The 23,574-nt window shown below is 41.5% G+C and carries 24 protein-coding genes; 3 read left to right on the forward strand and 21 right to left on the reverse strand.

What is annotated here, in order from left to right; genetic code table 11:
* Nucleotides 1–57 precede the first annotated feature (57 nt).
* The gene (gene recU / locus ABEQ24_RS20610) at nucleotides 58–651 is read left to right on the forward strand and encodes a Holliday junction resolvase RecU (RefSeq protein WP_430008680.1); all 594 of its coding nucleotides are present in this window, start codon (nucleotides 58–60) and stop codon (nucleotides 649–651) included.
* A 46-nt stretch (nucleotides 652–697) separates the two neighbouring features.
* A complete protein-coding gene (locus ABEQ24_RS20615; RefSeq protein ID WP_430008536.1) occupies nucleotides 698–3,376 on the forward strand; it encodes a PBP1A family penicillin-binding protein in 2,679 nt (892 codons plus the stop codon).
* Nucleotides 3,377–3,493: 117 nt separating this feature from the next.
* Here the strand turns inward: ABEQ24_RS20615 and ABEQ24_RS20620 are convergent, their stop codons facing one another.
* From ABEQ24_RS20620 to ABEQ24_RS20705, 18 genes are all read right to left on the reverse strand, one after another.
* Nucleotides 3,494–4,024 (reverse strand): YpoC family protein, encoded by a 531-nt coding sequence (locus tag ABEQ24_RS20620; RefSeq protein WP_430008537.1) that lies wholly within the window; start codon nucleotides 4,022–4,024, stop codon nucleotides 3,494–3,496.
* Complete coding sequence (gene nth, locus ABEQ24_RS20625) at nucleotides 4,008–4,679, reverse strand: endonuclease III (protein ID WP_430008538.1); 672 nt, start codon at nucleotides 4,677–4,679, stop codon at nucleotides 4,008–4,010. Before nth ends, ABEQ24_RS20620 begins: the two co-directional genes overlap by 17 nt.
* A 45-nt stretch (nucleotides 4,680–4,724) precedes the next feature.
* Complete coding sequence (locus ABEQ24_RS20630) at nucleotides 4,725–5,429, reverse strand: DnaD domain-containing protein (RefSeq protein ID WP_430008539.1); 705 nt, start codon at nucleotides 5,427–5,429, stop codon at nucleotides 4,725–4,727.
* A gap of 182 nt (nucleotides 5,430–5,611) precedes the next feature.
* Complete coding sequence (gene asnS, locus ABEQ24_RS20635; protein WP_430008540.1) at nucleotides 5,612–6,904, reverse strand: asparagine--tRNA ligase; 1,293 nt, start codon at nucleotides 6,902–6,904, stop codon at nucleotides 5,612–5,614.
* A gap of 221 nt (nucleotides 6,905–7,125) precedes the next feature.
* Nucleotides 7,126–8,313, reverse strand: a complete 1,188-nt coding sequence (locus ABEQ24_RS20640) for a pyridoxal phosphate-dependent aminotransferase (protein WP_430008541.1) — start codon at nucleotides 8,311–8,313, stop codon at nucleotides 7,126–7,128.
* 12 nt (nucleotides 8,314–8,325) lie between these two features.
* Nucleotides 8,326–8,817 carry a DUF5590 domain-containing protein gene (locus tag ABEQ24_RS20645; protein WP_430008542.1) on the reverse strand — a complete coding sequence of 164 codons (492 nt, stop codon included), beginning with the start codon at nucleotides 8,815–8,817 and terminating at the stop codon, nucleotides 8,326–8,328.
* A gap of 11 nt (nucleotides 8,818–8,828) precedes the next feature.
* Nucleotides 8,829–8,999 (reverse strand): YpmA family protein, encoded by a 171-nt coding sequence (locus ABEQ24_RS20650; protein WP_070878095.1) that lies wholly within the window; start codon nucleotides 8,997–8,999, stop codon nucleotides 8,829–8,831.
* A gap of 233 nt (nucleotides 9,000–9,232) precedes the next feature.
* Nucleotides 9,233–12,049: an ATP-dependent DNA helicase DinG gene (dinG, locus tag ABEQ24_RS20655; RefSeq protein ID WP_430008543.1), complete on the reverse strand. Its 2,817-nt coding sequence runs from the start codon at nucleotides 12,047–12,049 to the stop codon at nucleotides 9,233–9,235.
* Nucleotides 12,050–12,142: 93 nt separating this feature from the next.
* Nucleotides 12,143–12,526 carry an aspartate 1-decarboxylase gene (panD, locus tag ABEQ24_RS20660; protein WP_430008544.1) on the reverse strand — a complete coding sequence of 128 codons (384 nt, stop codon included), beginning with the start codon at nucleotides 12,524–12,526 and terminating at the stop codon, nucleotides 12,143–12,145.
* A gap of 45 nt (nucleotides 12,527–12,571) precedes the next feature.
* Nucleotides 12,572–13,420, reverse strand: a complete 849-nt coding sequence (gene panC / locus ABEQ24_RS20665; protein WP_430008545.1) for a pantoate--beta-alanine ligase — start codon at nucleotides 13,418–13,420, stop codon at nucleotides 12,572–12,574.
* A complete protein-coding gene (gene panB, locus ABEQ24_RS20670; RefSeq protein WP_430008546.1) occupies nucleotides 13,420–14,259 on the reverse strand; it encodes a 3-methyl-2-oxobutanoate hydroxymethyltransferase in 840 nt (279 codons plus the stop codon). The genes panC and panB overlap by 1 nt, the downstream gene beginning before the upstream one ends.
* Nucleotides 14,260–14,531: 272 nt before the next feature.
* Nucleotides 14,532–15,515 (reverse strand): biotin--[acetyl-CoA-carboxylase] ligase, encoded by a 984-nt coding sequence (locus ABEQ24_RS20675; protein ID WP_430008547.1) that lies wholly within the window; start codon nucleotides 15,513–15,515, stop codon nucleotides 14,532–14,534.
* A complete protein-coding gene (locus ABEQ24_RS20680) occupies nucleotides 15,500–16,699 on the reverse strand; it encodes a CCA tRNA nucleotidyltransferase (protein ID WP_430008548.1) in 1,200 nt (399 codons plus the stop codon). Before ABEQ24_RS20680 ends, ABEQ24_RS20675 begins: the two co-directional genes overlap by 16 nt.
* A complete protein-coding gene (bshA, locus tag ABEQ24_RS20685) occupies nucleotides 16,692–17,837 on the reverse strand; it encodes an N-acetyl-alpha-D-glucosaminyl L-malate synthase BshA (RefSeq protein ID WP_430008549.1) in 1,146 nt (381 codons plus the stop codon). Before bshA ends, ABEQ24_RS20680 begins: the two co-directional genes overlap by 8 nt.
* Nucleotides 17,834–18,574, reverse strand: coding sequence for a bacillithiol biosynthesis deacetylase BshB1 (gene bshB1 / locus ABEQ24_RS20690; RefSeq protein ID WP_430008550.1), 741 nt, complete (start codon nucleotides 18,572–18,574; stop codon nucleotides 17,834–17,836). Before bshB1 ends, bshA begins: the two co-directional genes overlap by 4 nt.
* On the reverse strand, nucleotides 18,537–18,965 hold the full coding sequence (mgsA, locus tag ABEQ24_RS20695) for a methylglyoxal synthase (RefSeq protein ID WP_430008551.1): 429 nt from the start codon (nucleotides 18,963–18,965) through the stop codon (nucleotides 18,537–18,539). The genes bshB1 and mgsA overlap by 38 nt, the downstream gene beginning before the upstream one ends.
* A gap of 13 nt (nucleotides 18,966–18,978) precedes the next feature.
* The gene (gene dapB / locus ABEQ24_RS20700) at nucleotides 18,979–19,776 is read right to left on the reverse strand and encodes a 4-hydroxy-tetrahydrodipicolinate reductase (protein WP_430008552.1); all 798 of its coding nucleotides are present in this window, start codon (nucleotides 19,774–19,776) and stop codon (nucleotides 18,979–18,981) included.
* A 12-nt stretch (nucleotides 19,777–19,788) separates the two neighbouring features.
* Complete coding sequence (locus ABEQ24_RS20705) at nucleotides 19,789–20,118, reverse strand: nucleotide pyrophosphohydrolase (RefSeq protein WP_430008553.1); 330 nt, start codon at nucleotides 20,116–20,118, stop codon at nucleotides 19,789–19,791.
* 151 nt (nucleotides 20,119–20,269) lie between these two features.
* Here ABEQ24_RS20705 and ABEQ24_RS20710 point away from each other — a divergent pair, with 151 nt between their 5' ends.
* Nucleotides 20,270–21,142 carry a YitT family protein gene (locus tag ABEQ24_RS20710; RefSeq protein ID WP_430008554.1) on the forward strand — a complete coding sequence of 291 codons (873 nt, stop codon included), beginning with the start codon at nucleotides 20,270–20,272 and terminating at the stop codon, nucleotides 21,140–21,142.
* A gap of 42 nt (nucleotides 21,143–21,184) precedes the next feature.
* Here the strand turns inward: ABEQ24_RS20710 and ypjB are convergent, their stop codons facing one another.
* The 3 genes from ypjB to ABEQ24_RS20725 form a co-directional block, all read right to left on the reverse strand.
* Nucleotides 21,185–21,994, reverse strand: a complete 810-nt coding sequence (gene ypjB / locus ABEQ24_RS20715) for a sporulation protein YpjB (protein ID WP_430008555.1) — start codon at nucleotides 21,992–21,994, stop codon at nucleotides 21,185–21,187.
* Nucleotides 21,995–22,087: 93 nt separating this feature from the next.
* Complete coding sequence (locus ABEQ24_RS20720) at nucleotides 22,088–22,681, reverse strand: DUF1405 domain-containing protein (protein WP_430008556.1); 594 nt, start codon at nucleotides 22,679–22,681, stop codon at nucleotides 22,088–22,090.
* 81 nt (nucleotides 22,682–22,762) lie between these two features.
* A complete protein-coding gene (locus ABEQ24_RS20725) occupies nucleotides 22,763–23,530 on the reverse strand; it encodes a c-type cytochrome (protein WP_430008557.1) in 768 nt (255 codons plus the stop codon).
* Nucleotides 23,531–23,574 lie beyond the last annotated feature (44 nt).

Raw genomic sequence — 23,574 nt, forward strand, 5'->3', positions numbered from 1 at the left:
CTTTTTCATTTTTTTTGATATGATAAGTAATAGTTTTACCTGAGGAGGGAAGAAATGATTTTTCGTTATCCTAACGGAAAAACGTATAACCCGAGTACATCTCCCCCTAAACAGCGGGAGCCGAAAGAAACTTACAGCAACAGAGGGATGACGCTTGAGGAAGATTTGAACGAAACGAATCAGTATTATTTAGACAGATGCATCGCTGTCATTCATAAAAAACCGACCCCTGTTCAAATTGTAAATGTGGATTACCCTAAACGGAGTGCTGCCGTTATCCGGGAAGCTTATTTCAAACAGTCATCTACAACAGACTATAATGGTGTTTATAAAGGTAAGTATATTGACTTTGAAGCAAAAGAAACGCAAAGCACAACATCCTTCCCGCTTCAAAACTTCCATGAACATCAAGTGAGGCATATGAAAATGGTTCTTGACCAGGGCGGAATCTCTTTCGTCATTCTTTCTGCCTTCCAAACATTTTACCTAATGGAAGCGGCCATTCTTCTTGAATTTTGGGAGAGAAAAGAAAACGGCGGAAGAAAGTCGATCACAAAAAAAGAAATAGAAGTAACATCCCACCCCATTCCGCTTGGCTATCAGCCCAGAATTGATTATATTAAGGTATTGGAAAAACTCTATTTTCTATAATCCTTAAGTGAAGCGGATTTTGTAAAATGAAAGGTTGGAAAAAGCAATGTCAGATCAATATAAAAGCCGTGAAGAACGCAGAAAAGCGTTAGCGCAAACAAGTAAAAGCAAAAACAAAAAACCAAATAAACCAGAGCGAGGCTCTCTTTTTAAGCGCATCCTGTTCATCTTAGTTTCCGTCGGTCTGATTGGCCTGATTGCAGGCGGAGTTACTTTTGCAGTAATTGCTGCAGGCGCCCCGAAGCTTGATGAGAAAAAATTAAAGGATTCCTACTCTTCTACTATCTATGACAAAGAAGGCAATGAAATATCGGAAGTTGGAGCCCAAAAACGAACCTATATATCTTATAATGATATTCCCAAAAGATTAGAAGAAGCCGTCCTTGCAACTGAGGATGCCCGTTTTTACGAGCACAGCGGCGTAGATGTCATCCGTCTCGGCGGAGCTGTAATAGCGAACTTCACACAGGGTTTCGGCTCACAGGGCGGCAGTACGATCACACAGCAGGTAATTAAAAATTCCTTTTTCACACATGAAAAAACAATCACTAGAAAAATACAGGAACTTTGGCTCGCTTTTCAATTAGAGCAGAAATATTCAAAGCATGAAATCCTGGAAATGTACTTAAACAAAATCTATTACCATCCTCAATACTATGGTGTCGGGAAAGCGGCAGAAGGATTTTACGGAAAAGAGCTAAAGGACCTTGAACTGCATGAAGCTGCAATGCTCGCTGGGATTCCGCAGAGCCCTACAAATTTTGATCCGAGAAAAAATCCGGAGTCAGCTGAAAAAAGAAGAAATATCGTTCTTAACTTAATGGTCAAACAAGGTTTCATTACTGAACAAGAAGCAGAAGAAGCTAAGAAAGTGCCTGTACAGTCAACGGTCGTCCCAGAAAGAGAAAAATCGAATCCTTACAGTGCATATATAGAGCAAGTTATTGAAGAAGTAAAAGATAAAACAGACATTGATGCAAGTTCAGCAGGCGCAAAAATATATACAACAATAGATACAGATGCCCAAAATTATGTTGAAGAATTACTGAATGGAAGTGAGATCGGCTATCCTGATGACAACTTCCAGGCCGGGCTAACCCTTATTGATACAGAAACAGGCGAAATCCGTGCAATCGGCGGAGGCCGCAATCAGAATGTCGGGGACTTCAACTATGCAATTGATACGAGAAGACAGCCAGGTTCAACGATTAAGCCGGTTCTGGATTATGGTCCGGCAATCGAATACTTAAAATGGTCAACGTATGAACAAATTAAAGACGAACCTTATACTTACTCAAATGGCGTCAAAATCAATAACTTTGACAGAGGATATAAAGGACAAATGTCTATTCGTGATGCTCTCGCACAATCACGCAATATTCCTGCACTAAAAGCTATGCAGGAGGTCGGTGTTGATAAAGCACGGGACTTTGCAGCAGGTCTTGGCATTCCGCTCGAAGAAGAAATACCGGAAGCCTATTCTATTGGCGGTTTTGATACCGGCGTCTCCCCTCTTCATATGGCAGGAGCATTTGCTGCATTCGGAAATAACGGGATCTATACAGAGCCTCACGCTGTAACGAAAGTGGTTCTGAGCGATGGCACAGAAATCGACCTATCTCCTGAGCCTGAAGCTGCCATGAGTGATTATACAGCTTACATGACAACTGATATGATGATCTCAGTTGTTGAAGAAGGCACAGGTACAGCTGCCCGGGTCCCTGGTGTTACAGTAGCAGGAAAAACTGGAACAACGAACTTCTCTGAAGAAGACAAAGCAAGATACAACGTTCCTGCCGGCGGTGCCAAAGACAGCTGGTTTGTAGGCTACACACCTGAATACTCAGCAGCTGTATGGACTGGATATATGAAAAACGATGAAAAAATGCACTTAACAAAAACAGATCAGCAGCTTGCAAAAAAAATCTTTAAAGAAGTAATTTCAGAAGTTTCAAGCGGTGATGGCAAAGACTTTAAAAAACCGAATTCCGTTATAAGTGTAACGGTTGAAAATGGTTCAAATCCTCCGAAGCTTGCAAGCAAATTTACTCCTGACAGCAAAAAAATCAGCGAGTATTTTGTAAAAGGAACAGAGCCTACTAAAGTTTCTGAGCAATACAAACGTCTTGCGAAGCCATCCGGTTTTAAAGTGGATTATGATCAAGCAAGCAATCAGATTACACTCAGCTGGGACTATAAAGATGACTTAAAAGACGCTGTATCCTTTGAGATCAGCCAATCTGTCGATGAAGGTCCAGCACAAGTGATCAATACTACTAAAGATACAAGTATGGTGATTCCAAATGCCGCTGCCGGTTCGACGTATAAATTCTACGTAACCGCAGTAAGCGACGATGACGGCTCAAACCGCAGTGATTCTGCAGCAGCGGTTTTAAAAGTTCCCGAAGCCGTTATTGAAGAGCCTGTTGAACCAGAAGAACCGCCTGCTGAAGAACCAGGTGAAGGTGAATTGCCTCCTCTCGAGGAGCTTCCTGGTGAAGGACTTCCTGGTGAAGGTGAACAGCCTCCTGGTGAAGAAGAACCTGGCGATGGTGATGATGAGGGAGACGAAGGCGGCGAAGGGGAGCCTGGTGAAGGTGAAACCCCTGAAGAACCAAGCACCCCGATTGTTCCAGTTCCTCCAACAAATCCTTCTGGCAACGGGAATGGAAATAATGGGAATGGAAACGGAAATGGCGGAAATGACAATGGTGAAGGTGATTGAGATTAACGATAGAAACCCCTCTGCTTCGGCAGAGGGGTTTTTTATGATTCTGAAAAATGAGAATGTCATCATTTCATTCATATAAAAACGCAAGGACCCAAAATGGACCCTTGCGTTTTATTTAGTTCGGATGCTCATAGCCCTTTTTTTATGATATTGTTTAGCTGTTTCTTCAATAAGCTGATCGAGCTGAATAAAAGAATGGAATTGTTCCGGTTTTAAAAGCACATACATCAGTCTTTCAGACAAATTGACCGGTTTTGCAGCAAACGATGTTAAATCATAACCCTCTATATGAAGATGATGGACTGGAATATCATTGCTCCAATGAATCATACAGATCAAAATGGAGATTCCTTTAATCATTTGTCCTTTATCAGCTTTCCTTCTATTCGATGAGATCCCGCTTTTGATTGTCTCTTTTATTGACAGCCATTCATCTTCCAGGATTCGGATGCTTAATTCTGGATTTTTCCAAGGATAAAAATCAATAGGCATATTCGCCTTATAGAAAATATCAAAATATAGGGGATTTGCTTTGATTATTTCTTCCGCTGTTCCCGCAGAATTCAGCAGGATTGTTAAGTCATCCTTGCTAAAAAACGGCTCAGCCTTAAAGGCATCTGGCAGATTAATCAATCGCTGCATTTCGCACCGTTCCTTTTTTCATTCTTTTTTGTCCTTCACGGCACATGTGAAGGAGCGGGCATTCCGTGCATTTAGGTGCCTGCGCTTTACAGTGGTATCTTCCAAAAAAGATGAGGCGGTGGTGAGTAAGCGACCATTCTTCAGCCGGCACTTTCCGCATAAGTGTTTTTTCCACTTCCATTACGGAGTCTTTCCATTTACATATAGCAAGTCTCTTGCTGACTCTCTCAACGTGTGTATCAACTGCAATAGCAGGAACGCCAAAAGCAACAGACACCACGACATTGGCTGTTTTGCGGCCAACACCAGGAAGCTTTGTCAGTTCGTCTCTGTCCTTTGGCACAACTCCCCCATATTCTTCTATAAGAAGGACGCACAGTTTTTGAATGTTTTTCGCCTTATTGCGATATAAGCCAATCGATCTGATGTCATTTTGCAGTTCTTCAATCGGCACAGCCAGATAATCCTCAGGCGTTTTATATTTTTCAAAAAGCTGTTTCGTCACTTTATTGACCAGGACATCTGTACACTGTGCAGACAGGGCAACTGCGATGACAAGTTCAAAAGGGTTGCTGTGATTCAGCTCACAATGTGCATCAGGAAACAGCTCACCGATTGTATCAAGTACTTCTCTGATTTGTTTCATATTCAGCATGCGATCACCTGTTTAATTATTGTTTGTAAACATCTTTTTATAAGTTTAACTTTCCAGCCAATTATAAAACGGCACTTTTCGTTTATATTCTTCATCTGATTGATTTTGCTTTTGGGGCTCTGATTGCTGCTGCCGGAATCGCTTGCCGTAATTGTGCGCCTGATCGATTGTCCGGATTCCATTTTTCTTCCACTCAAATAAGATTCTGTCAATATATCTGAAGTTTAGTTTACCTGATATGACGGCTTCTTTCAAAGCTGCTTTTATGATCATTGGATCATGATAATCCTGATCCATCCAAATAGAAAGTGTTTCAACTTCAAACGGTGAAAGAGGCCTTCCGAATTCACTTTCAAATACCGGGTATAAATTCACGTTTTCCTGCTGCTGTTTTTCTTCTGCTTTTTTGTCATCTTTCATCAGCATAAAATCATATATTTTGCTCCAAAGAGGTTTCAGAGAGTACCGTTCGTATTTGATGGAAGCTTGCTCATATTCCTCAATGTCTATAAATCCTCTTTGCAGCAAGCTTCTGAGAAGGGATGTACATGAAGATACAGAAACGGACATATGGCTTGATAATTCACTGGGAGTTGGAAACTGATTTCCGTTTTGAAGATGGAGATTGACTTGAAGAAGCAAAACAAGCTCCTCTTCTTTTACTCCGATTTGATGATAATGCATAATTAATGCTGCAGGCACAGACAGCGTACCCTGCTCTTGCATGTTAACAAATTGCTCTTTATTCATAACGAGTCACCTCACCTAAAATAGTATAACATGTCTAAGCAGAAAAACGGTGATGGACTTTCATGGAAAAGCGGAACCGCCTGTCCGGCTCCCTTATTTATAAAAACTAGGAAATTTAAACCTGCTGCTGCGAGCATGAAAACAAAATGTGAGCCTCCTATCAAGGAGACTCACATTTATTATTATGGATATAATCTGTTAAGCAAACGCGGGAACGGAATGGATTCGCGTACGTGTTCTACGCCGCTGATCCAGGCAACTGTGCGCTCAAGGCCAAGGCCGAATCCTGAATGCGGAACAGAACCGAATTCACGGAGCTGCAGGTACCACTGGTATGCTTCCGGAGATAGATCGTGCTCTTCAATGCGCTGCTTAAGAAGTTCGTGATCGTGAATGCGCTGTGATCCGCCGATAATTTCCCCGTAGCCTTCTGGTGCGATTAAGTCTGCACAGAGGACGACGTCATCACGGTCAGGAGCTGGCTGCATGTAGAAAGGCTTAATGCCTGTCGGGTAATGCGTAATGAATACCGGTTTATCAAAGCTTTCTGCGATAGCTGTTTCATGCGGAGCACCAAAATCATCGCCCCATTTAATGTCATCAAATCCTTTTTCATTCAAGAATTTAATGGCGTCGTCATAGGAGATTCTTGGGAAAGGCGCCTTGATTTGTTCAAGTTTCGCTGTATCACGTCCAAGTGTTGTCAGTTCAAGCTTGCAGTTTTCAAGAACGCTTTGGACGATATAAGAAACATAATTCTCCTGTACAACCAGGTTGTCTTCGAATTCATAAAAAGCCATCTCAGGCTCGATCATCCAAAATTCAATCAAGTGGCGTCTTGTTTTTGATTTTTCAGCACGGAACGTCGGTCCGAATGAGAAAACCTTTCCAAGTGCCATTGCTGCAGCTTCCATATAAAGCTGACCGCTTTGAGAAAGATAAGCATCTTCATCGAAATATTTCGTAGCAAAAAGCTCTGAAGTCCCTTCAGGAGCGCTGCCTGTTAAGATTGGCGGATCAACTTTTGAGAAACCTTCTTTGTTGAAGAACTCATATGTTGCACGGATGATTTCATTTCTGATTTTCATCACGGCATGCTGACGCTTCGAACGCAGCCATAAATGACGGTGATCCATTAAAAATTCTGTGCCGTGTTCTTTTGGCGTAATTGGATAGTTTACAGATTCATGAATAACTTCAATTCCTGTCACCCCAAGCTCATATCCAAACGGAGAACGCTCGTCCACTCTGACTATACCTGTTACATAGATGGAAGATTCCTGGGTGATTGATTTTGCAGTTTGGAATACTTCTTCAGCTACTTCCGCTTTTACGACTACGCCCTGGATGAAGCCAGTGCCGTCCCGCAATTGCAAAAAGGCAATTTTGCCGCTGGAACGTTTATTTGCGATCCAAGCGCCGATTGTTACTTCTTTATCTACAAATTTGCTTACTTCTTTAATGGTTGTTTTCACGTAATTGTTCCCTCCAAAAACCGGATCATTTTATATGTACGTAATTGCTATTATACATTTGTTGCATGCTTCATTCAAACATAAATGTGAGCCGTCAAATGACGGCTCAAATTAAAGCTGATTTCTTGTTTTGATGCTAAATATTGCTCGTTCCAATCCGTACCGCTTTAGGTTTTAAACACTTAATCTTAAAGCGAGAAAGTATACGGATCGAGCCTTTATTAGTGAACACTGTTTTCTTTTACAAATCGGTCAATTCTGACCAAAGCTTCTTCAAGTGTATCAAGAGAAGTTGCATAGGAAAGTCTTACGTTGTCAGGAGCCCCAAAGCCAGAACCCGGGACAATCGCCACTTTTTCTTTTTCAAGCAATGCTTCTACAAAGTCATCTACACTTGCAAACCCTGTATTTTCTGCCGCCTGTTTTGCATTAGGGAAAAGATAAAAAGCTCCCTGAGGCTTTAAGCAAGTAATTCCAGGAATTGAAACTAGCTTGTCATAAATAATGTTCAGCCGTTCTTCAAATGCTATTCTCATCTCTTTAACCGGTTCCTGTGATCCCGCATATGCTGCGATTGATGCATATTGGGCAATGGATGTCGGATTAGATGTGCTGTGGCTTGCAAGATTTGTCATTGCTTTAATGATTTGCTCATTTCCGGCAGCATATCCAATTCTCCATCCCGTCATGGAATGGGATTTTGAGACACCGTTTATGATGATTGTTTGCTGCTTGAATTTCTCAGAAATCTCAGCAATAGATACATGAGAATGCTCGCCGTAAATCAATTTTTCATAAATTTCATCTGAAACAATCAGCACATTATGCTCGATACAGATGTTTCCAAGTTCTTCAAGCTCTTCTTTTGAGTAAAGCATCCCGGTTGGATTGCTTGGAGAATTGATGATGACGGCCTTCGTTTTGTCAGTGATCGCTGCTTTTAGCTGGTCAGGCGTCATTTTAAACTGATTTTCTTCAAGCGCATTCACATATACAGGCACTCCGTCAGCAAGCTTTACTTGTTCAGGATAGCTTACCCAATATGGAGAAGGAATGATCACTTCGTCTCCTTTATTGAGAAGAACTTGAAAAAGTGTATATAGTGCATGCTTTGCACCTGTGCAGACGATAATTTCACCCGGTTTGTACGAAAGGTGCTGGTCTTTTTGAAACTTGCCGATGATTTCTTTTTTCAGCTCTGCAAGTCCGCCTGCAGGCGTGTATTTTGTCTGTCCAGCATTCATTGAATGAACAGCAGCATCAATGATATGCTGTGGTGTATTAAAATCAGGTTCTCCTGCTCCAAGTCCAATTACATCATGTCCTGCGGCTTTCAGCTCTTTTGCTTTTGCCGTGATCGCTAAAGTGGATGAAGGTGTTAATGCAGATACTCTATCGGCTAATTTCATGGATGTGTCCCCCTATTTTTTAATGGCGATATGCTTTCTAAGTTCACCATTGCTGAAATTGATTAAATCATATGTATAACGATTTTGATCGTCAATATATTTTACTTCCCAAAGCGGAACATTCTTTTCCATTCCAAGCTTGACGCTTATCACTTTTACAGGATTTTGTTCTGCTTTTACAATTTCCAGTGCCTTTTTTTCAGTTATGCCATCTGCGGCAAGTTTCAGCACGGGCTTTTCCTTCCTGTTCTCAGGAACCCATACGTAAACAGCTTTGTCGGACTTATTCAAGCCTGTTATCACGTAAAACTGTTTAAGACCGTTAAACGTTTCAACACTTTCGGCATTTTTCAGGTCTGTTTCTTTCAATGCCCTGTCAATCGCTTCTTCATGGCCATCGTTTTTTTGAGCCATCGCAGAATGATATACGTTTAAGAAAACTCCGAGTGATACAAGCAGAAAAACGGCGGCAGCACTTGCTGTAATGATTATTTTTTTTCCCATGATTTAAATCCCTACGTTCTGTAAATCGTAAATACGGCTTTATTTTTATCATCCTGATCTAGCGCAAGCCCAAACATCAGATTTTCTCTTTTCAATGTCCGATTTAAGCCATCGACTATTTTATAGAGGTCATCTGAATGTTCTACTGTTACGGTTGATAAAATCTCGATTTTACTTTCCACGGCCTATTCCTCCTATGCAAAAACAAAAATTGTAACTTATATGTCCGCCGCAAAGGGCAACACTAACAAATACAGACAACAAGTTGTTGTTTTATGTACCCATTATAACAGTATCATTATCAATTAGTGAAAATAAATTTTCTCCTACCCACACCATTGCCTGTGCTGCTCACACAGGCTTTTTTTCATTTGATTCATGATTGCAGAATATACAATTTTCCGGGCTGATAAAGCTAGTTCGCATCTGTGCCGGTTTCCTTATGATTCCAGCGGAGAATTTCATCATGAAGCTTCTCCATCGGCTCCACATGGACGTCAATCGGCGGAAGAGATGCAATAAAGTGCCTGCCGTACTTTGCTTCTATAATCCGTTTATCAAACACAAAGAGCAGTCCTTTATCCCTTTCTGTTCTGACAAGTCTGCCGAAGCCCTGTTTGAACTTAAGGATCGCTTCAGGCAATGAATACTGATAAAAAGCATTCTTCCCCTGCTTTGTGATCTGTTCGCATTTTGCTGCAACTACTGGATCATCAGGAGGTGAAAACGGAAGTCTCACGATGATCAGAGTTGTCAATTCATCACCTGGAAAATCCATGCCTTCCCAAAACGTGCTCGTTCCGAGAAGAATAGCCTGGTCAAACTGCCTGAAGTTTTTCGTCAGCTTTGAAATGCTGCCGCCTCCCTGACCCATAATCATAAAATCTTCCAGTTCAGAATCAGCCTTTAACAGCTGCTGCGTTTTTTTCAGCATATCGTAGGCAGTAAACAATACGAGCAGCTTGCCTTTTGTAGCTTTGGCAATCGCTGAAACATTTTTTGCTATAGCTGACGTATATTCATCAAGCGTCACATGCTGCACGGATGGAAAATCTGAAGGAATCATCAACTTCGCCTGTTCTTTATAGACAAATGGCGATTGAATCATCAGCGTTTTTGGATAATAGTCAGTAAGACCAAGTTCTCTGATCATATAATCGAAAGAATGATCGACAGTCAAAGTAGCTGATGTAAGGATCACGCTTTTCATTTCAGCGAAAAACCCATCTGCTAATTGCTCTGATACAGAAACGGGCTGTGAATAGACACTGACAGCGTTTTTTGCTCCGCGGGACTCAATTTCAATCCATTTGACAGCTTCTTTCTTTCCCTTGAAAAAAAGTGTGTCCAAATCCTGGTATGCAGCGGCAAATTTATTCAGAATGGCAAAATATTCATATAAAATAAAGGATTCTTCTTCATTTTTTATCTTGTGAAAATCTTCTTTTTGTTTATTCATGATTGTCATCAAATCGTGAAGCTGAAATTTCACTCTGGCTGCAACCTCTAAAATAGCCAGCCATTTTCTGGTCTGTTTTTGATTGTGCTTAAAACGGTGAGTGATTCTGTTTGTTTGCACATCTTTTTCATTTTGAAGGACATAGCTGTGCAGGGTGCTGAACAGCACTCCATTATCTTCAACAAGCTGTTTGATAATGACATCCATTTCAATGAAGGCATCATTTAATCCATTTTTCGAAAAGAGATGCTGTGTTCTTCTGAGCAAACCGTCTGTATAAAGGTTTCCAAGCTGATTGGTTAAAGCCTGCAAGGTTAAATAGTGCATCCTTGTGCCTAAATGCTCGCATGCGATTCGCTCAAAATGATGTGCTTCATCAATAATTACTTCATCTATATCATCAAGAAAATCACTTGAGGACGAAATACTTGAAAGCAAAAGGGAATGATTTGTTATGACAACATCCGCTTTTTTGGCTTTTTCATATGCTCTTTTATAAAAGCAGCGCGACAGCCATGGATTTTTAGCAGAATTTGATGATTTTTCATCATAATGAAGTCTTTGCCAGAGCAATTTGCCCCCAGACGGCAAATTAAGTTCATCAAAATCCCCGGTCTCTGTTTCGGTCAGCCATATTAAGAGCTGTGCTTTCGTTAATATATTATCGTAATTATAATCATCTTCATTCAAATATTTTTCAAATTTCCGCAAACATAAATAATGAGATTTCCCTTTAAGAACCGCCATATGAAACCGCTGATCGACAGCTTTTTTAAGTATCGGAAATTCCTTTGCCATGACCTGCTGCTGCAGAGCGGTTGTATATGTACTGACTAATACACGTTTCTTCTCAAACATTGCATGGAATATGGCAGGAATTAAATAAGCAAGTGTTTTGCCTGTTCCTGTACCGGCTTCTATCAAAGCATGCTGATGCGACACAAAGGATTCATGTATATCATTCATCATTTTCACTTGTTCTGTCCGCATTTCATATTGCTCAAATTGCCCCGCAATTGGTCCATCGCAGCTCATAAGCCGACTTGAAAAGGTCTTAAAATTTTCATTAATCCCGCTGAACTTATCATCATGAACGTCTTTGGATTGTTTTCTTATTGCAATTGAACGAAAGACCTCAATGTGTTCAGGTTCTTTAAGATCAAGCTGTCTCTCAGAAATGATATCCTCTAAAACATCTTCAATATCACTTATAAAAGAGCGTGATAAACGCTTCAGAGCTTGAAGGGTGGCCGGTGGCAGACATGCTGCTTTTTTAAAAATATGTATAAACAGTTCCCCTGTCACTTCAGCATCGCTGTCAGCACGATGGGGATTGTCATGCTTGATGTTCAGCTCTTCGCACAGCTCAGATAATTTATAGCTGTCAGCTCCAGGGAAAACAATTCTTGAGAGCTCTACTGTATCAAGTACAGGACCGGTAAATCTCTGCATTCCGCTCCGTTCGAGTTCTTCTTGTATAAAGGAAAGATCAAAATGAACGTTGTGCGCCACGAAATAAGCATCACTTAAAAGAGACGAAACCTTTTCAGCAATAACTTCAAATGGGGCTGCATCCTTTACCATCTCGTTTGAAATACCGGTTAATTGCTCAATAAAAAGCGGTATTGGCTTAAGCGGATTGACAAAACTTGAAAAACGCTCTGCCACCTTGCCGTTTTCAATCACCACGGCTGCAAGCTGAATAATCCTATCCCCTTTTTTTGGAGAATTTCCAGTTGTTTCAACATCTATTACCACAAATCTTTGTTTCATTTTGATACACCTCAATTAATCGAAAAACCAATAACGTTATTTTACCACTTATAAAGCAAAATCCCCCAAAGAATCGGGGGATTTTTTAAAAATTTATAGGATGGTTGCCGCAGGTTCCTGGCCGAGAAGTTCGACAATCTGATTTTTTTCATTCATGATGGCCACTTTAGGTTCATGATTCAGGACCTTCTCTTCCGCTACTAATGCGTATGAAATGATAATCACAACGTCATCTTCCTGTACAAGTCTTGCTGCTGCGCCGTTCAGGCACACCACGCCAGACCCGCGAGGACCAGGAATGATGTATGTTTCAAACCGGGCACCATTGTTGTTGTTGACGATTTGCACTTTTTCATTAGGCAGCATATCAACTGCATCCAGAATATCTTCATCAATAGTGATGCTGCCTACATAATTCAAGTTTGCTTCTGTAACTCTTGCCCGGTGAATTTTCCCCTTCATCATTGTACGATACATTATGATCTCCTCCGCTGCTTTTCTCTATATAAAATTTTTTGCACTTTAATTTAATTCGATTGTTATATTATCAATCAGCCTTGCTTTTGTAAACTTGACAGCAACGGCGAGAATCACGCTGCCTTTTAATTCCGCCAAGTTCTCAAGTTCAGGATAGGAATAGATTTCAACATAGTCAATTACCCCATCAGTATGATCCGACAGATAGGATGATACTGATTCAGCAACAGCTGCCGGGGATCTCTCCCCTTTCATTATCCTATCTTTTCCTGCCTGCAGGGCTTTATAAAGATGCGGGGCCTGCTCCCTTTCTTCTTCTGATAAATAAACGTTGCGGGAGCTTTTAGCAAGTCCGTCTCTTTCCCTTACAGTCTGAACGGGAACAAGCTTAACAGGGAAATGAAAGTCTGAAATAAGCCCGCTGACAACCGCCACCTGCTGAGCATCCTTCATCCCGAAATACGCTCGGTCTGGTCCGATAAGATTAAAAAGCTTAGTTAACACTGTTGCTACACCATCAAAGTGGCCTGCTCTTGATTTTCCGCATAATACGTCTGTCCGCTTCTCCACTCTGACGGTAACGGAAGGCTCATCTTTGTACATTTCATTTACAGATGGAGCAAAGATATAATCTGCACCCGCCTCTTTGGCAAGACGAGTGTCCCTCTCCATGTTTCTTGGATAAGAATCAAAATCTTCATTCTCACCAAATTGCAGAGGATTGACGAAAATACTGATAATCAGGATATCATTCTGGCTTCTTGCCTCATCCATTAATTTCAGATGTCCTTCATGAAGAAACCCCATTGTCGGAACAAAGCCAATTGTCTGCTGTGAGTTTTTATGCTCTTTCATAGTCTGCTGCAGTTCTCTTATGGATGTAATGATATTCATTAGGCTTGTGTTCCTCCATAAAGAGATTGAAGTTCCTCATCTTTCATCGTAAAGGTATGTTTTTGTTCAGGAAATTGTCTGCTTTTCACCTCTTGAACGTATTCATTCAAAGAAGTTGTAATTTGTCCGCCGATGTTTGCGTACTGTTTTACGAATTTAGGCACACGATTAACACCGTATCCGAGAACATCATGATAAACAAGCACTTGTCCATCTGTTTCGGATCCTGCACCGATTCCAATGACAGGAATGGTCAATTTATTTGAAATTTCTGAAGCGAGCTGTCTAGGCACACATTCAAGCACTAAAGCGATTGCACCCGCATCTTCGCACTGTTTTGCGTCATGCATTAATTTTTTTGCACTTTCAGCATCTTTTGCCTGTACTTTATATCCTCCAAGCACACCGACTGACTGCGGTGTCAGGCCTAAATGGGCAACAACCGGTACTCCTGCCGCTGTAAGCGCTTCAATAATTGGAAGCACATCATCAGCGCCCTCAACCTTTACAGCATGTGCCCCGCTTTGCTGCATAATTTCAGCTGCATTTTTTAGAGCTTGTTCTTTTGAAAAGTGATAGGACATAAACGGCATGTCTGTCACAATGAAAGTGGAAGGTGCACCTCTTTTAACAGCTTTCGTGTGATGAATCATATCACTGACTGTAACCGGCACAGTAGAATCATAGCCGAGTACAACCATGCCAAGGGAATCACCGACTAAAATCATATCCACTAAAGACTCTTCTGCAAGCTTAGCTGAAGGATAATCGTATGCGGTAAGCATCACAATCGGTTCATGCTGCTGCTTCATTTTCATAAAATCCAATCTTGTTTTCATCTTTTTCCCTCCCATTAATTGCAGAGGAATTAATAACCGAAAAGACATGAAAAAACCTTCTTCAAATAGGAAGAAGGATTATACTAAATCGTATCCAGCCGGTTTTTCATCCCTCTGTCCCAGTCCGCATTCCGGATCAAGGCAGAACTTTTATTAAAATATGTGATAAAACTAAGTGCAGGTGCAGTTCCAATAAAGGATACTACCCGACTAGAATTATAACAGAAAATAAAAGGGGATACCATTTTATTGTTTAACGTAATAGTAAATGTTTAAGACTGTATTTCGATATCTGCAGAATAAATTTTTTCAATTTTGCCTTCGGCTGTTTCAAGAAGGAGCACACCTTCATCATCGATTCCGATGGCACGGCCGCGAATGGTGCCATGGAGGGTTCTTGCAATAAGAGCTTTATTCAGGCTGATGGCATAGCTTTCCCACAGCAGCTTTACAGGTTTAAACCCATGAATCAAATAGCTGGTATAGAGCTTTTCGAAGTTTTTCATGATGGCCTGAATGACTTGAGCTCTGTCAGCAGGTTCTCCTGTTTCTTCCGCAATGGAGGTAGCAATTGCCTGCAGTTCCTCCGGGAACTGATCTAGCGTGTGATTGACATTCATGCCTACTCCGATGATGACAGAATGGACTCTGTCTGCTTCTGCCTGGAGTTCCGTCAAAATGCCGACAATCTTTTTGCCGTTTATCATAATATCATTTGGCCACTTGATTTCTGGTGTGAGTCCTGTTACTTCTTCAATCGCCTGGATAAGGGCGACAGCCGTTAGCAGGGTTAGCTGCGGTGTTTTGTTAATCGGAATTTTCGGTCTGAGGATCATGCTCATCCAAATGCCTGTCTGCTTTGGAGAGTACCACGCCCGGGCAAGTCTGCCTCTTCCGCCTGTCTGCTGATCCGCGACGACAATTGTTCCTTCCTCTGCTCCATCCCCTGCTAATGAGTGGGCAATTTTTTGTGTGGATGAAACAACCTCTTCAAAATGAATATGACGGCCCATAAATTCTGTCTTCAGTCCAAGCTGAATTTCATTGCCGCTGATTTTATCAGGTTTTTGAGTGATTCTGTAGCCGCGCTTCCTTACAGCTTCAAGTTCATACCCTTCGCTTCTTAAATCTTCTATATGCTTCCAGACTGCTGTTCTTGAGCAGCCAAGAGTTTCACTTAGTTTTTGGCCGGATAAAAATTCCCCTTCAGCTTCTGAAAAAGCCTGCAACAATCGTGTTCTTAAATCAGATTGCACGATGCTAACATCTCCTTAATAGCTTCCTTGCTGTTTTCGACTTCATCGTTCACAACGGCGAGCTCAATCTTTTTAAGTAATTCGCCCATCCAAGGGCCTGGCTTTTGGCTGCTGATCTTCATCAGGTCAGCTCCGCCGATCGCGAGTTCATTTTTAGAGTGAATCGGCAGACTCCCGTAAAGTGCTTTTAGCTCTGCCTCTCTCCCGCAGGTAAGTGATTTCCCTATTAATAGACAATAAACAGCTTCTGCTTCAAGGGTGCAATGCAAGCCTGCCTCATAAACGGACAGCCTTGTCCATTCCCTTTTCTTCCTTTTTTGCAAATAAAAACTATTTTTCGCAATCATCTCAATTTGACGGTTGGAAAGCTTCCAGCTTTTTAAAAACGCTTCAATGCTGCTTATTTCCAAAACATCAAGCATGGCTGTCCATCGTTCTTCATTTGAAGACAAACGGCTGATTGGGAGGGCACAAGCTTTCAGCAGCTGCTGTTTTTTCCCTTCTAGACCAGGAAGGTAATCAATGATGCCTGTATCTGCAACGAGCTTCAAAGCTTGCCCGCTTCCGTCTCCAGCCATGATTTTTTCAAATTCAGCCGTTTTTCGCTCGACAGAAATTTTTTCAAGGAGATGCGTTTTATTACAGATTGCCTCATACGTATCTCTGCTTAAAGAGAATCCAAGCTGGCTTACAAATCGCACCGCTCTCATCATTCTCAGGGCATCTTCCGAAAAGCGCTCATGCGGACTGCCGACAGTTGTAATCAGCTTAGCTTCGGCATGTTCTTTACCTTGAAAATAATCAATAATTCTTCCTTCCTCATCCATAGCCATTGCATTTACAGTAAAATCCCGTCTTTTCAAATCTTCTTTTAGGGAAGAAACATATTTGACACCGCTTGGTCTGCGGTTGTCTTCATATGCAGACTCCGTTCTGAAGGTCGTAATTTCATAGTGGATGCCATTAACAATCACAATCATTGTGCCGTGAAGAGATCCAATATCAATGGTTTTTTCAAAAAGAGCCTTCACTTGTTCCGGCGCTGCAGAAGATGCGATATCTACATCTTTAATTTCCTTTTTAAGAAGCTGATCCCTGACAGAACCGCCTACAAAATAGGCTTCAAAACCATGTTCTTTTAACCTTCGGATCACCGGAAGCGCCTCTTTGAATTCTTCATGCATCATGCTCACCTGAATCCAGCAATCCGTAGTAAAGGTCCTCGTACTGCTTCACGATGAGGCTTGAATGAAATTCTTCCCGTGCAATTTTCACGGACTCTGATGACATTCGCTCAAAAAGCTGCTTATCCATCAATATGGAGCTTGCTTTTTCGGCAATTTCTTTAATATTCCCTACATCACATAAGAATCCTGAAATACCCTCTTTTATGACTTCAGGAATGCCGCCGATGTTTGTAGCCACACATGGCACTCCGCAAGCCATTGCCTCTAGCAGAACCAGCCCAAAGCTTTCCTTCTCAGATAATAGCAGTTTCAAATCACTGATTGAATATAACTCTTCCAAGTGATTTTGTTTCCCAAGAAAGAGGACGTTTTCTTTGATTCCAAGTTCTTTGACCAATTTACATATAGATGTCATTTCAGGACCATCGCCTACAAGCAGAAGCTTTGATTTAACTTTGTCTAAAACACGCGCAAAAACACGGACAACATCCTGAACACGCTTCACTTGCCGGAAATTTGAAACATGAATGATGACCTTTTCGTCTTCTGAAATTCCATATTCGCTTTTCAAATGGGCAGCATCCTGTTTTTGATAAATGCGTTCATCAATAAAATTATAGACCGTCTGAATTTCTTTATCAGGGTTCAGCAGGTCATAGGTTTGATCAGCAAGGGCTTTTGAAACAGCTGTAACAGAATCAGAAGCTTCTATACCAAACTTGATCATATTCGAAAGGGATAAATCATGTCCCAAAACCGTTATATCGGTTCCGTGCAGAGTGGTGACAATCTTCAGGTGATCACCTGTCATTTGTTTGGCCAAGTGCGCGCAAATCGCGTGAGGCACAGCGTAGTGAACATGAAACAAATCAAGTTCTTCCCGTTTTGCGACCTCTGCCATTTTACTTGCAAGGGCAAGATCATACGGCGGATGTTTAAAGACAGAATACTGATTGACCTCTACTTCATGGAAAAAAATATTGTGATACATTTTGTTTAATCGGAAAGGCCTGCTTGTTGTGACAAAATGAATCTCATGTCCTTTTTCAGCAAGCTTTTTCCCAAGCTCCGTCGCAACCACACCTGAACCGCCGACTGTCGGGTAGCAGGTTATGCCTATTTTTAATTTTTTCATAATCTGTCCCCTAATAAATCTTTGTTGAGCAGAATCGGGGATTTTGTTAAAAATCCCTCCGCGTATTTAACGCCTGCCTCTTTGCCGAATAAGCGCTCCCTGCTCTCTACACTTTCTATGTATCCATTAATTAATGGCGTGATTAGAGAAGCATCACTTTTAATAAACTGACTTTCATACGCTCTTAAACTAGAGAGCTTTTTGTCCATTGTATCTGTTATATCGACAACAAAGTCCGGCTTATGGTATCCATTGATCATGTAATAATATAGCCGGTTTACCCGATGAGGGGGAAAGCCTTTAGGTTCGCTTACTTTTTTTACACCTGCTGAAAAGCTTGCTTCTTCCACCAATTTCGCGCAATTTCCGTGATCGGGATGACGGTCTTCATACCAGGGTACAAACACAAGCTGCGGCTTATATTCCCGGATGACTGATACAATCTTTTCGATATATTGTTCTTTTAAGTAAAGTCCCCTGTCTGGCAGATTCAGAAAAATACGTTTATGTATGCCTAGTATACTCGATGCACGTTCTGCTTCTTCCTGCCTTAGTTCTACAGTACCATTGGATGACAGCTCTGCTTCTGTTAAATCGCAAATGCCAATTTTGAAGCCCTGCTCCGCGTATTTTGCAAGAGTTCCTCCCATTCCGATTTCAGCATCATCAGGATGAGCTCCAAAGGCAAGGATATCAAGCTTACTCTTTTCCATAGTCGTCTTCGATTTCTTTGTCATTTACAATTGATCTCCATTTCAAATCACCGCGTTCAAGTCCGCGGATTAGGATTTCAGCAGTTCCCATGTTTGTCGCAAGCGGAACGGCATATACATCACATAAACGAATAAGGGCTGTAACATCAGGCTCATGCGGCTGAGCAGTAAGCGGATCCCTGAAAAAGATGACCATATCCATGGCATTGTTGGCAATGCACGCTCCAATTTCCTGATCGCCGCCAAGAGGACCTGATTGAAAACGGTGAATACTAAGTCCTGTTGCTTCAGAAACTTTAAAACCGGTCGTTCCTGTTGCATACAGCTTGTGCTTCTCAAGAATCCCTTTATATGCAATCGTAAATTGAATTAAATCATTTTTCTTCTTATCGTGAGCTATGAGTGCAATATTCATCAGACATTCCCCTTTAGTCGATTAAATTTTCAAGCCCGTAAACCAATACATCCAGTTTCATAATTTGCTCCACGCATAATTTTACCCCTGACATGAAGGATGCCCGGTTAAAAGAATCATGACGGATGGATAATGTCTGCCCGTCCCCTCCAAACAAGACTTCCTGATGAGCGACAAGCCCTGGCAGGCGGATGCTGTGGACATGAATTCCCTGATAATTTGCTCCCCGTGCTCCCGCTAATGTTTCTTTTTCGTCTGGATGGCCCTGTTCTTTTGCCTCTCTCACAGCGGAAATCATTTCGGCTGTTTTCAGTCCTGTGCCAGAAGGTGCATCAAGCTTTTGATCGTGATGCATTTCAAGGATTTCTACATCACTGAAGTATTTTGCAGCCATTTGTGAAAATTTCATCATTAATATTGCTCCAATGGCAAAGTTCGGCGCGATAATGGCACCAATTCCTCTGTCTTCTGTCAGCTCTTCAAGTTCCTTTAAATCGGCATCGGAAAATCCAGTCGTCCCAACAACAGGCCTTACTCCATATTCAAGCGCTTTCTTCGTATGTATTTTCCCGATTTCAGGTGTTGTCAGATCAATTAAAACGTCCGGATTCGTTTCAGAAAAGCATTTCTCAATATCCGTGTAGATCATGGCATTGCTTTTAAAATCATCTAATCCACTGAGCTTTTGTCCTTCAAATTTATGATCAATGACACCCACAAGTGAGAAGTGTTCCGTCTCTTCCACAAGTTTAACAGCTTCTCTTCCCATTCTTCCCCTAGGTCCTGCAATAACAATTTTGATTGTCTCCATATCTGTTTCTCCTTAAGAATCAATTTTGGTCCAGCGGTCTTTGTCTCTTGTATTAAATTTTTTCATTACAAGGTTATGTGCTTCTTCAAGATCAATATTTAAAGAATTGGCAAGGCATATTAACACAAATAAAATATCGCCCGCTTCTTCCTCGATCTTTTTTTCCTGTTCTGTCTGCTTTTTTGGTTTTTCACCGTATGTATGATTTATCTCACGGGCGAGTTCGCCCATTTCTTCTGTTAGCCTCGCCATCATGGCAAGCGGACTGAAGTAGCCTTCTTTAAATTGCCCAATATAGTCGTCAACTTCTTTTTGGAGCTCTTTCATCGTTTTATTGTCCATGATCCTCACCTCACCTTTATTCCTTTCCATGTTAGCGGGTCAGCGCCTTTTTGACAAATTTTTAGGTCGTCACACAGGCTCAGATTGCACCTTTTGTTTCCATCATCTATAATATTATCGCTAAGACTTAGAGCAGAGGATGATGTACAGCATGTTCAATCAACTGAAAATACGAAATATTTTCTTTATATTACTTGGTTCAGCTATATTTGCATTTGGTTTAGTTCATTTTAACATGCAGAACAATTTGGCTGAAGGCGGTTTTACCGGAATTACCCTGCTTTTATATTTTATTTTCGATATTGATCCATCCATTTCAAATCTCGTGCTGAACATTCCGATCTTTTTCATCGGCTGGAGGCTGCTTGGCAGGACAACCTTCCTCTATACCATTATCGGTACTGTCGCATTATCGGTTTTTCTCTGGGTGTTTCAGCGTTTCCAGATTTATATGCCGCTAAAAGACGATCTGACTCTTGCAGCTTTATTTGCAGGGGTATTTATCGGTGTCGGACTCGGAATCATCTTCAGATACGGAGGTACAACCGGAGGAGTAGACATCATCGCCAGGCTTGTACATAAATATAAAGGCGTCAGCATGGGCAAAACGATGTTCATGTTCGATTTTGTCGTCATTGCCCTCTCTCTTGTCACTTATTTATCCTATAAAGAAGCGATGTATACATTAGTTGCGGTATTTATTGCAGCGAAAGTCATTGACTTTATGCAGGAAGGTGCCTATGCCGCCAAAGGAGCGACCATTATATCAGAACACAACGGGGAAATAGCTGACAGAATCATGGTTGAGATGGACCGCGGTGTAACCATATTAAAAGGGCAGGGATCTTTCACTAAGATGGACCGCAACGTGTTGTATTGTGTAGTCGGCAAAAACGAAATTGTCCGGCTTAAAATGGTCATAAACTCAGTTGACCCTCATGCATTTGTCGCTGTCAGCGATGTGCATGATGTGCTTGGTGAAGGATTTACATTAGATGCGGATAAGAATCCCATTCACAGGTAGCTTATAAGAATAAACCAAAAAAGCCTCTCTTCCGGAGGCTTTTTATTTGTTCATATCACGTTCACGATTCATTTTCTCTTTTTCGCCTTTGTACTTTCTCCATCCCGTATAAGTAAGTGACATAAAGATGATGCTGCCGGTTGATATCATGACCCACCATAATGAAGGATCAGCTTCATCTTCTTTTACGCGATTAAACAAATTCTGCAATTCCTCCTCCATCAGTGAAAGCTGATTCACTTGAGAATCTACCGGTATTTGAGTGAAAATAGCATCTTCTACTACGGATTTATGTGCTTCCATTCTTTTAAGCTGATCTGAGTCGAGATCCATCATCATGCTTGGATAAACGGTTTCATAAAGCGAGACGAATTCAGCCCAGTTCTGCTGAAAAGACTGATGATCCCCGCTTTCAACATCCGCTTTCACCAGAGAAAAAGCAGACATGACAGGCACTTCCATTGAGCTCCATAGAGGCTGATGTTCCGATGCTGCCGCATCAACCACCAGTCTAAGCTGAATAAGCGCTCTTACCTTCTCATCAGGAGTGATGCCATTCTCCTCCAGCATTTTCGCTGCTGTCAGCTGTGATGCTGATATCGTTCGAATATCTCTCGCTGAAATTCCGCCGTCACCTTTAACAGCCTTCTCAAACTCTCTTTGAAAATAATCAATAAGCTGATGTGATTCTTCAAAACGATTTTGCTTTGACAGCTGAAGAGCTGTATCGGTGAGTTTATTTAAATCGTCCCATTTATCCGTGTGTTCAGCATGATGGTCTGCTAAAACCCAATACGGCAGTGCGACTATCAGAACAACGAAAACTGCCATCACGATCATTCTTTTTTTCATCCTTGTCCCTCCTACAGCTTCTACTAAAAAAGTATGAAAAAGTGGACAAGGTTAGACCACCTTTTTAAACAAACATCAAAAGGCGGTCTGCAGTTACAGTAGATTTAGTTTCAGTGAATTCTTTCTGACGACAAAATAGTATGCGAGATAAATGGAGAAAAGGCTCAGCCAAAATGTGAAATATCCGATTTCTGGCAAATAATTCATCAGAACACTGTATTTAGGCATCATGCCAAATACATAGTCTATAATCTCATTATGCAGAGTCCATACAGCAGCAGCAGCTAAATGCCACGCCTTGAATCTGTAGAAAGGCGCATACAGAAGACCCTGTACAGCCATCCCAAGATGAGAAAGAATGAGCATATAGCCGACCGGATCGAGAACACCTGTCTCATTAAGCACCAGCAGGTTCATCACAACAGCCCATATCCCGTATTTAAAGAGGGTAATGATGGCAAGTGCTTCAATAAGGGGGAGATTTTTCTTAAATAAAAAACCAAGCATGACGATAGTGAAAAACAGGCTAGCTGTTGGACTGTCAGGAACAAACGGCAAAAAAATAGCCGGTGTCTCGTACAGCTGGTACCGGTACCAGTAATACCCATAGATTGTTCCAAACAAGTTAACGGTGAACATCATAAACAAAAAAGGCCGTTTAACAAGAAGGTATTGAAACCACTTCATCTTTGTTCAACTACTTTCATTCTCAAATATGGTCTATCCTTAAACGTAGAAAAAAAGCTGACTTTTTGGTCAGCTTTTCACTTATTTTGCTGTTACACTTGAAACAAATTCAGAAAGCACTTTCAATTCTTCATCCGTGCCTTTAAAGATGCCAGCCGGCATTCCGCCCTGTCCTTCTTTTGCGATTTTTGCAACTTCTTCAGGACTTAACCCTGTATCCACTAAAGATGGACCGGCAGCTCCTCCTGCTAAGTTATCGCCATGACAGGAAACACACGTTTGTTCAGTGAAAATTTTGTAGCCTTCTGATTCTTTATCAATTTCAGCTTCAGCTTTAATTTTTCCTTGCTCTGCAGCTGCTTCCCAATCATGGGAGGCAACAGATTCCCAAGTTAAGAAAATAGTTGCTGCAACAGCAAGCAGCATCATACCCACAGCTACAGGACGCTTCGAAGGCTTGCGTTCAGGTCCGCGGTCAATAAACGGTGCCAGAAGCAATGCTCCGAATGCAAGTCCCGGCATAATAAATGCCCCGATTACAGTATAAGGACCTGCGGCATATGTGTATTTCAGCAATTGATATAAGAATAAGAAATACCAGTCCGGCAATGGAATATATCCAGTGTCAGTAGGATCTGCAACACGTTCAAGCGGCGATGGATGCGCCACAGTCAAACATAAATACCCGATCAGGAAAACGGCGCCAACAAGCCATTCTTTTAATAAAAAGTTTGGCCAGAATGCTTCTGTTTTACCTGGGAATTCTGAATAATCTTTTGGAATATTCGGTTTTCTTTCAGCTGGAACACGTGAATCTCCAACAAATTTCATCCCTTTTCCGCGATGCATGATTTCCCCTCCTTCTTTGGCAGTTACGCAAATGAACTAGAATG

The sequence above is a fragment of the Metabacillus idriensis genome, from assembly GCF_050483325.1.
GTDB lineage: Bacteria > Bacillota > Bacilli > Bacillales > Bacillaceae > Bacillus_P > Bacillus_P idriensis_A.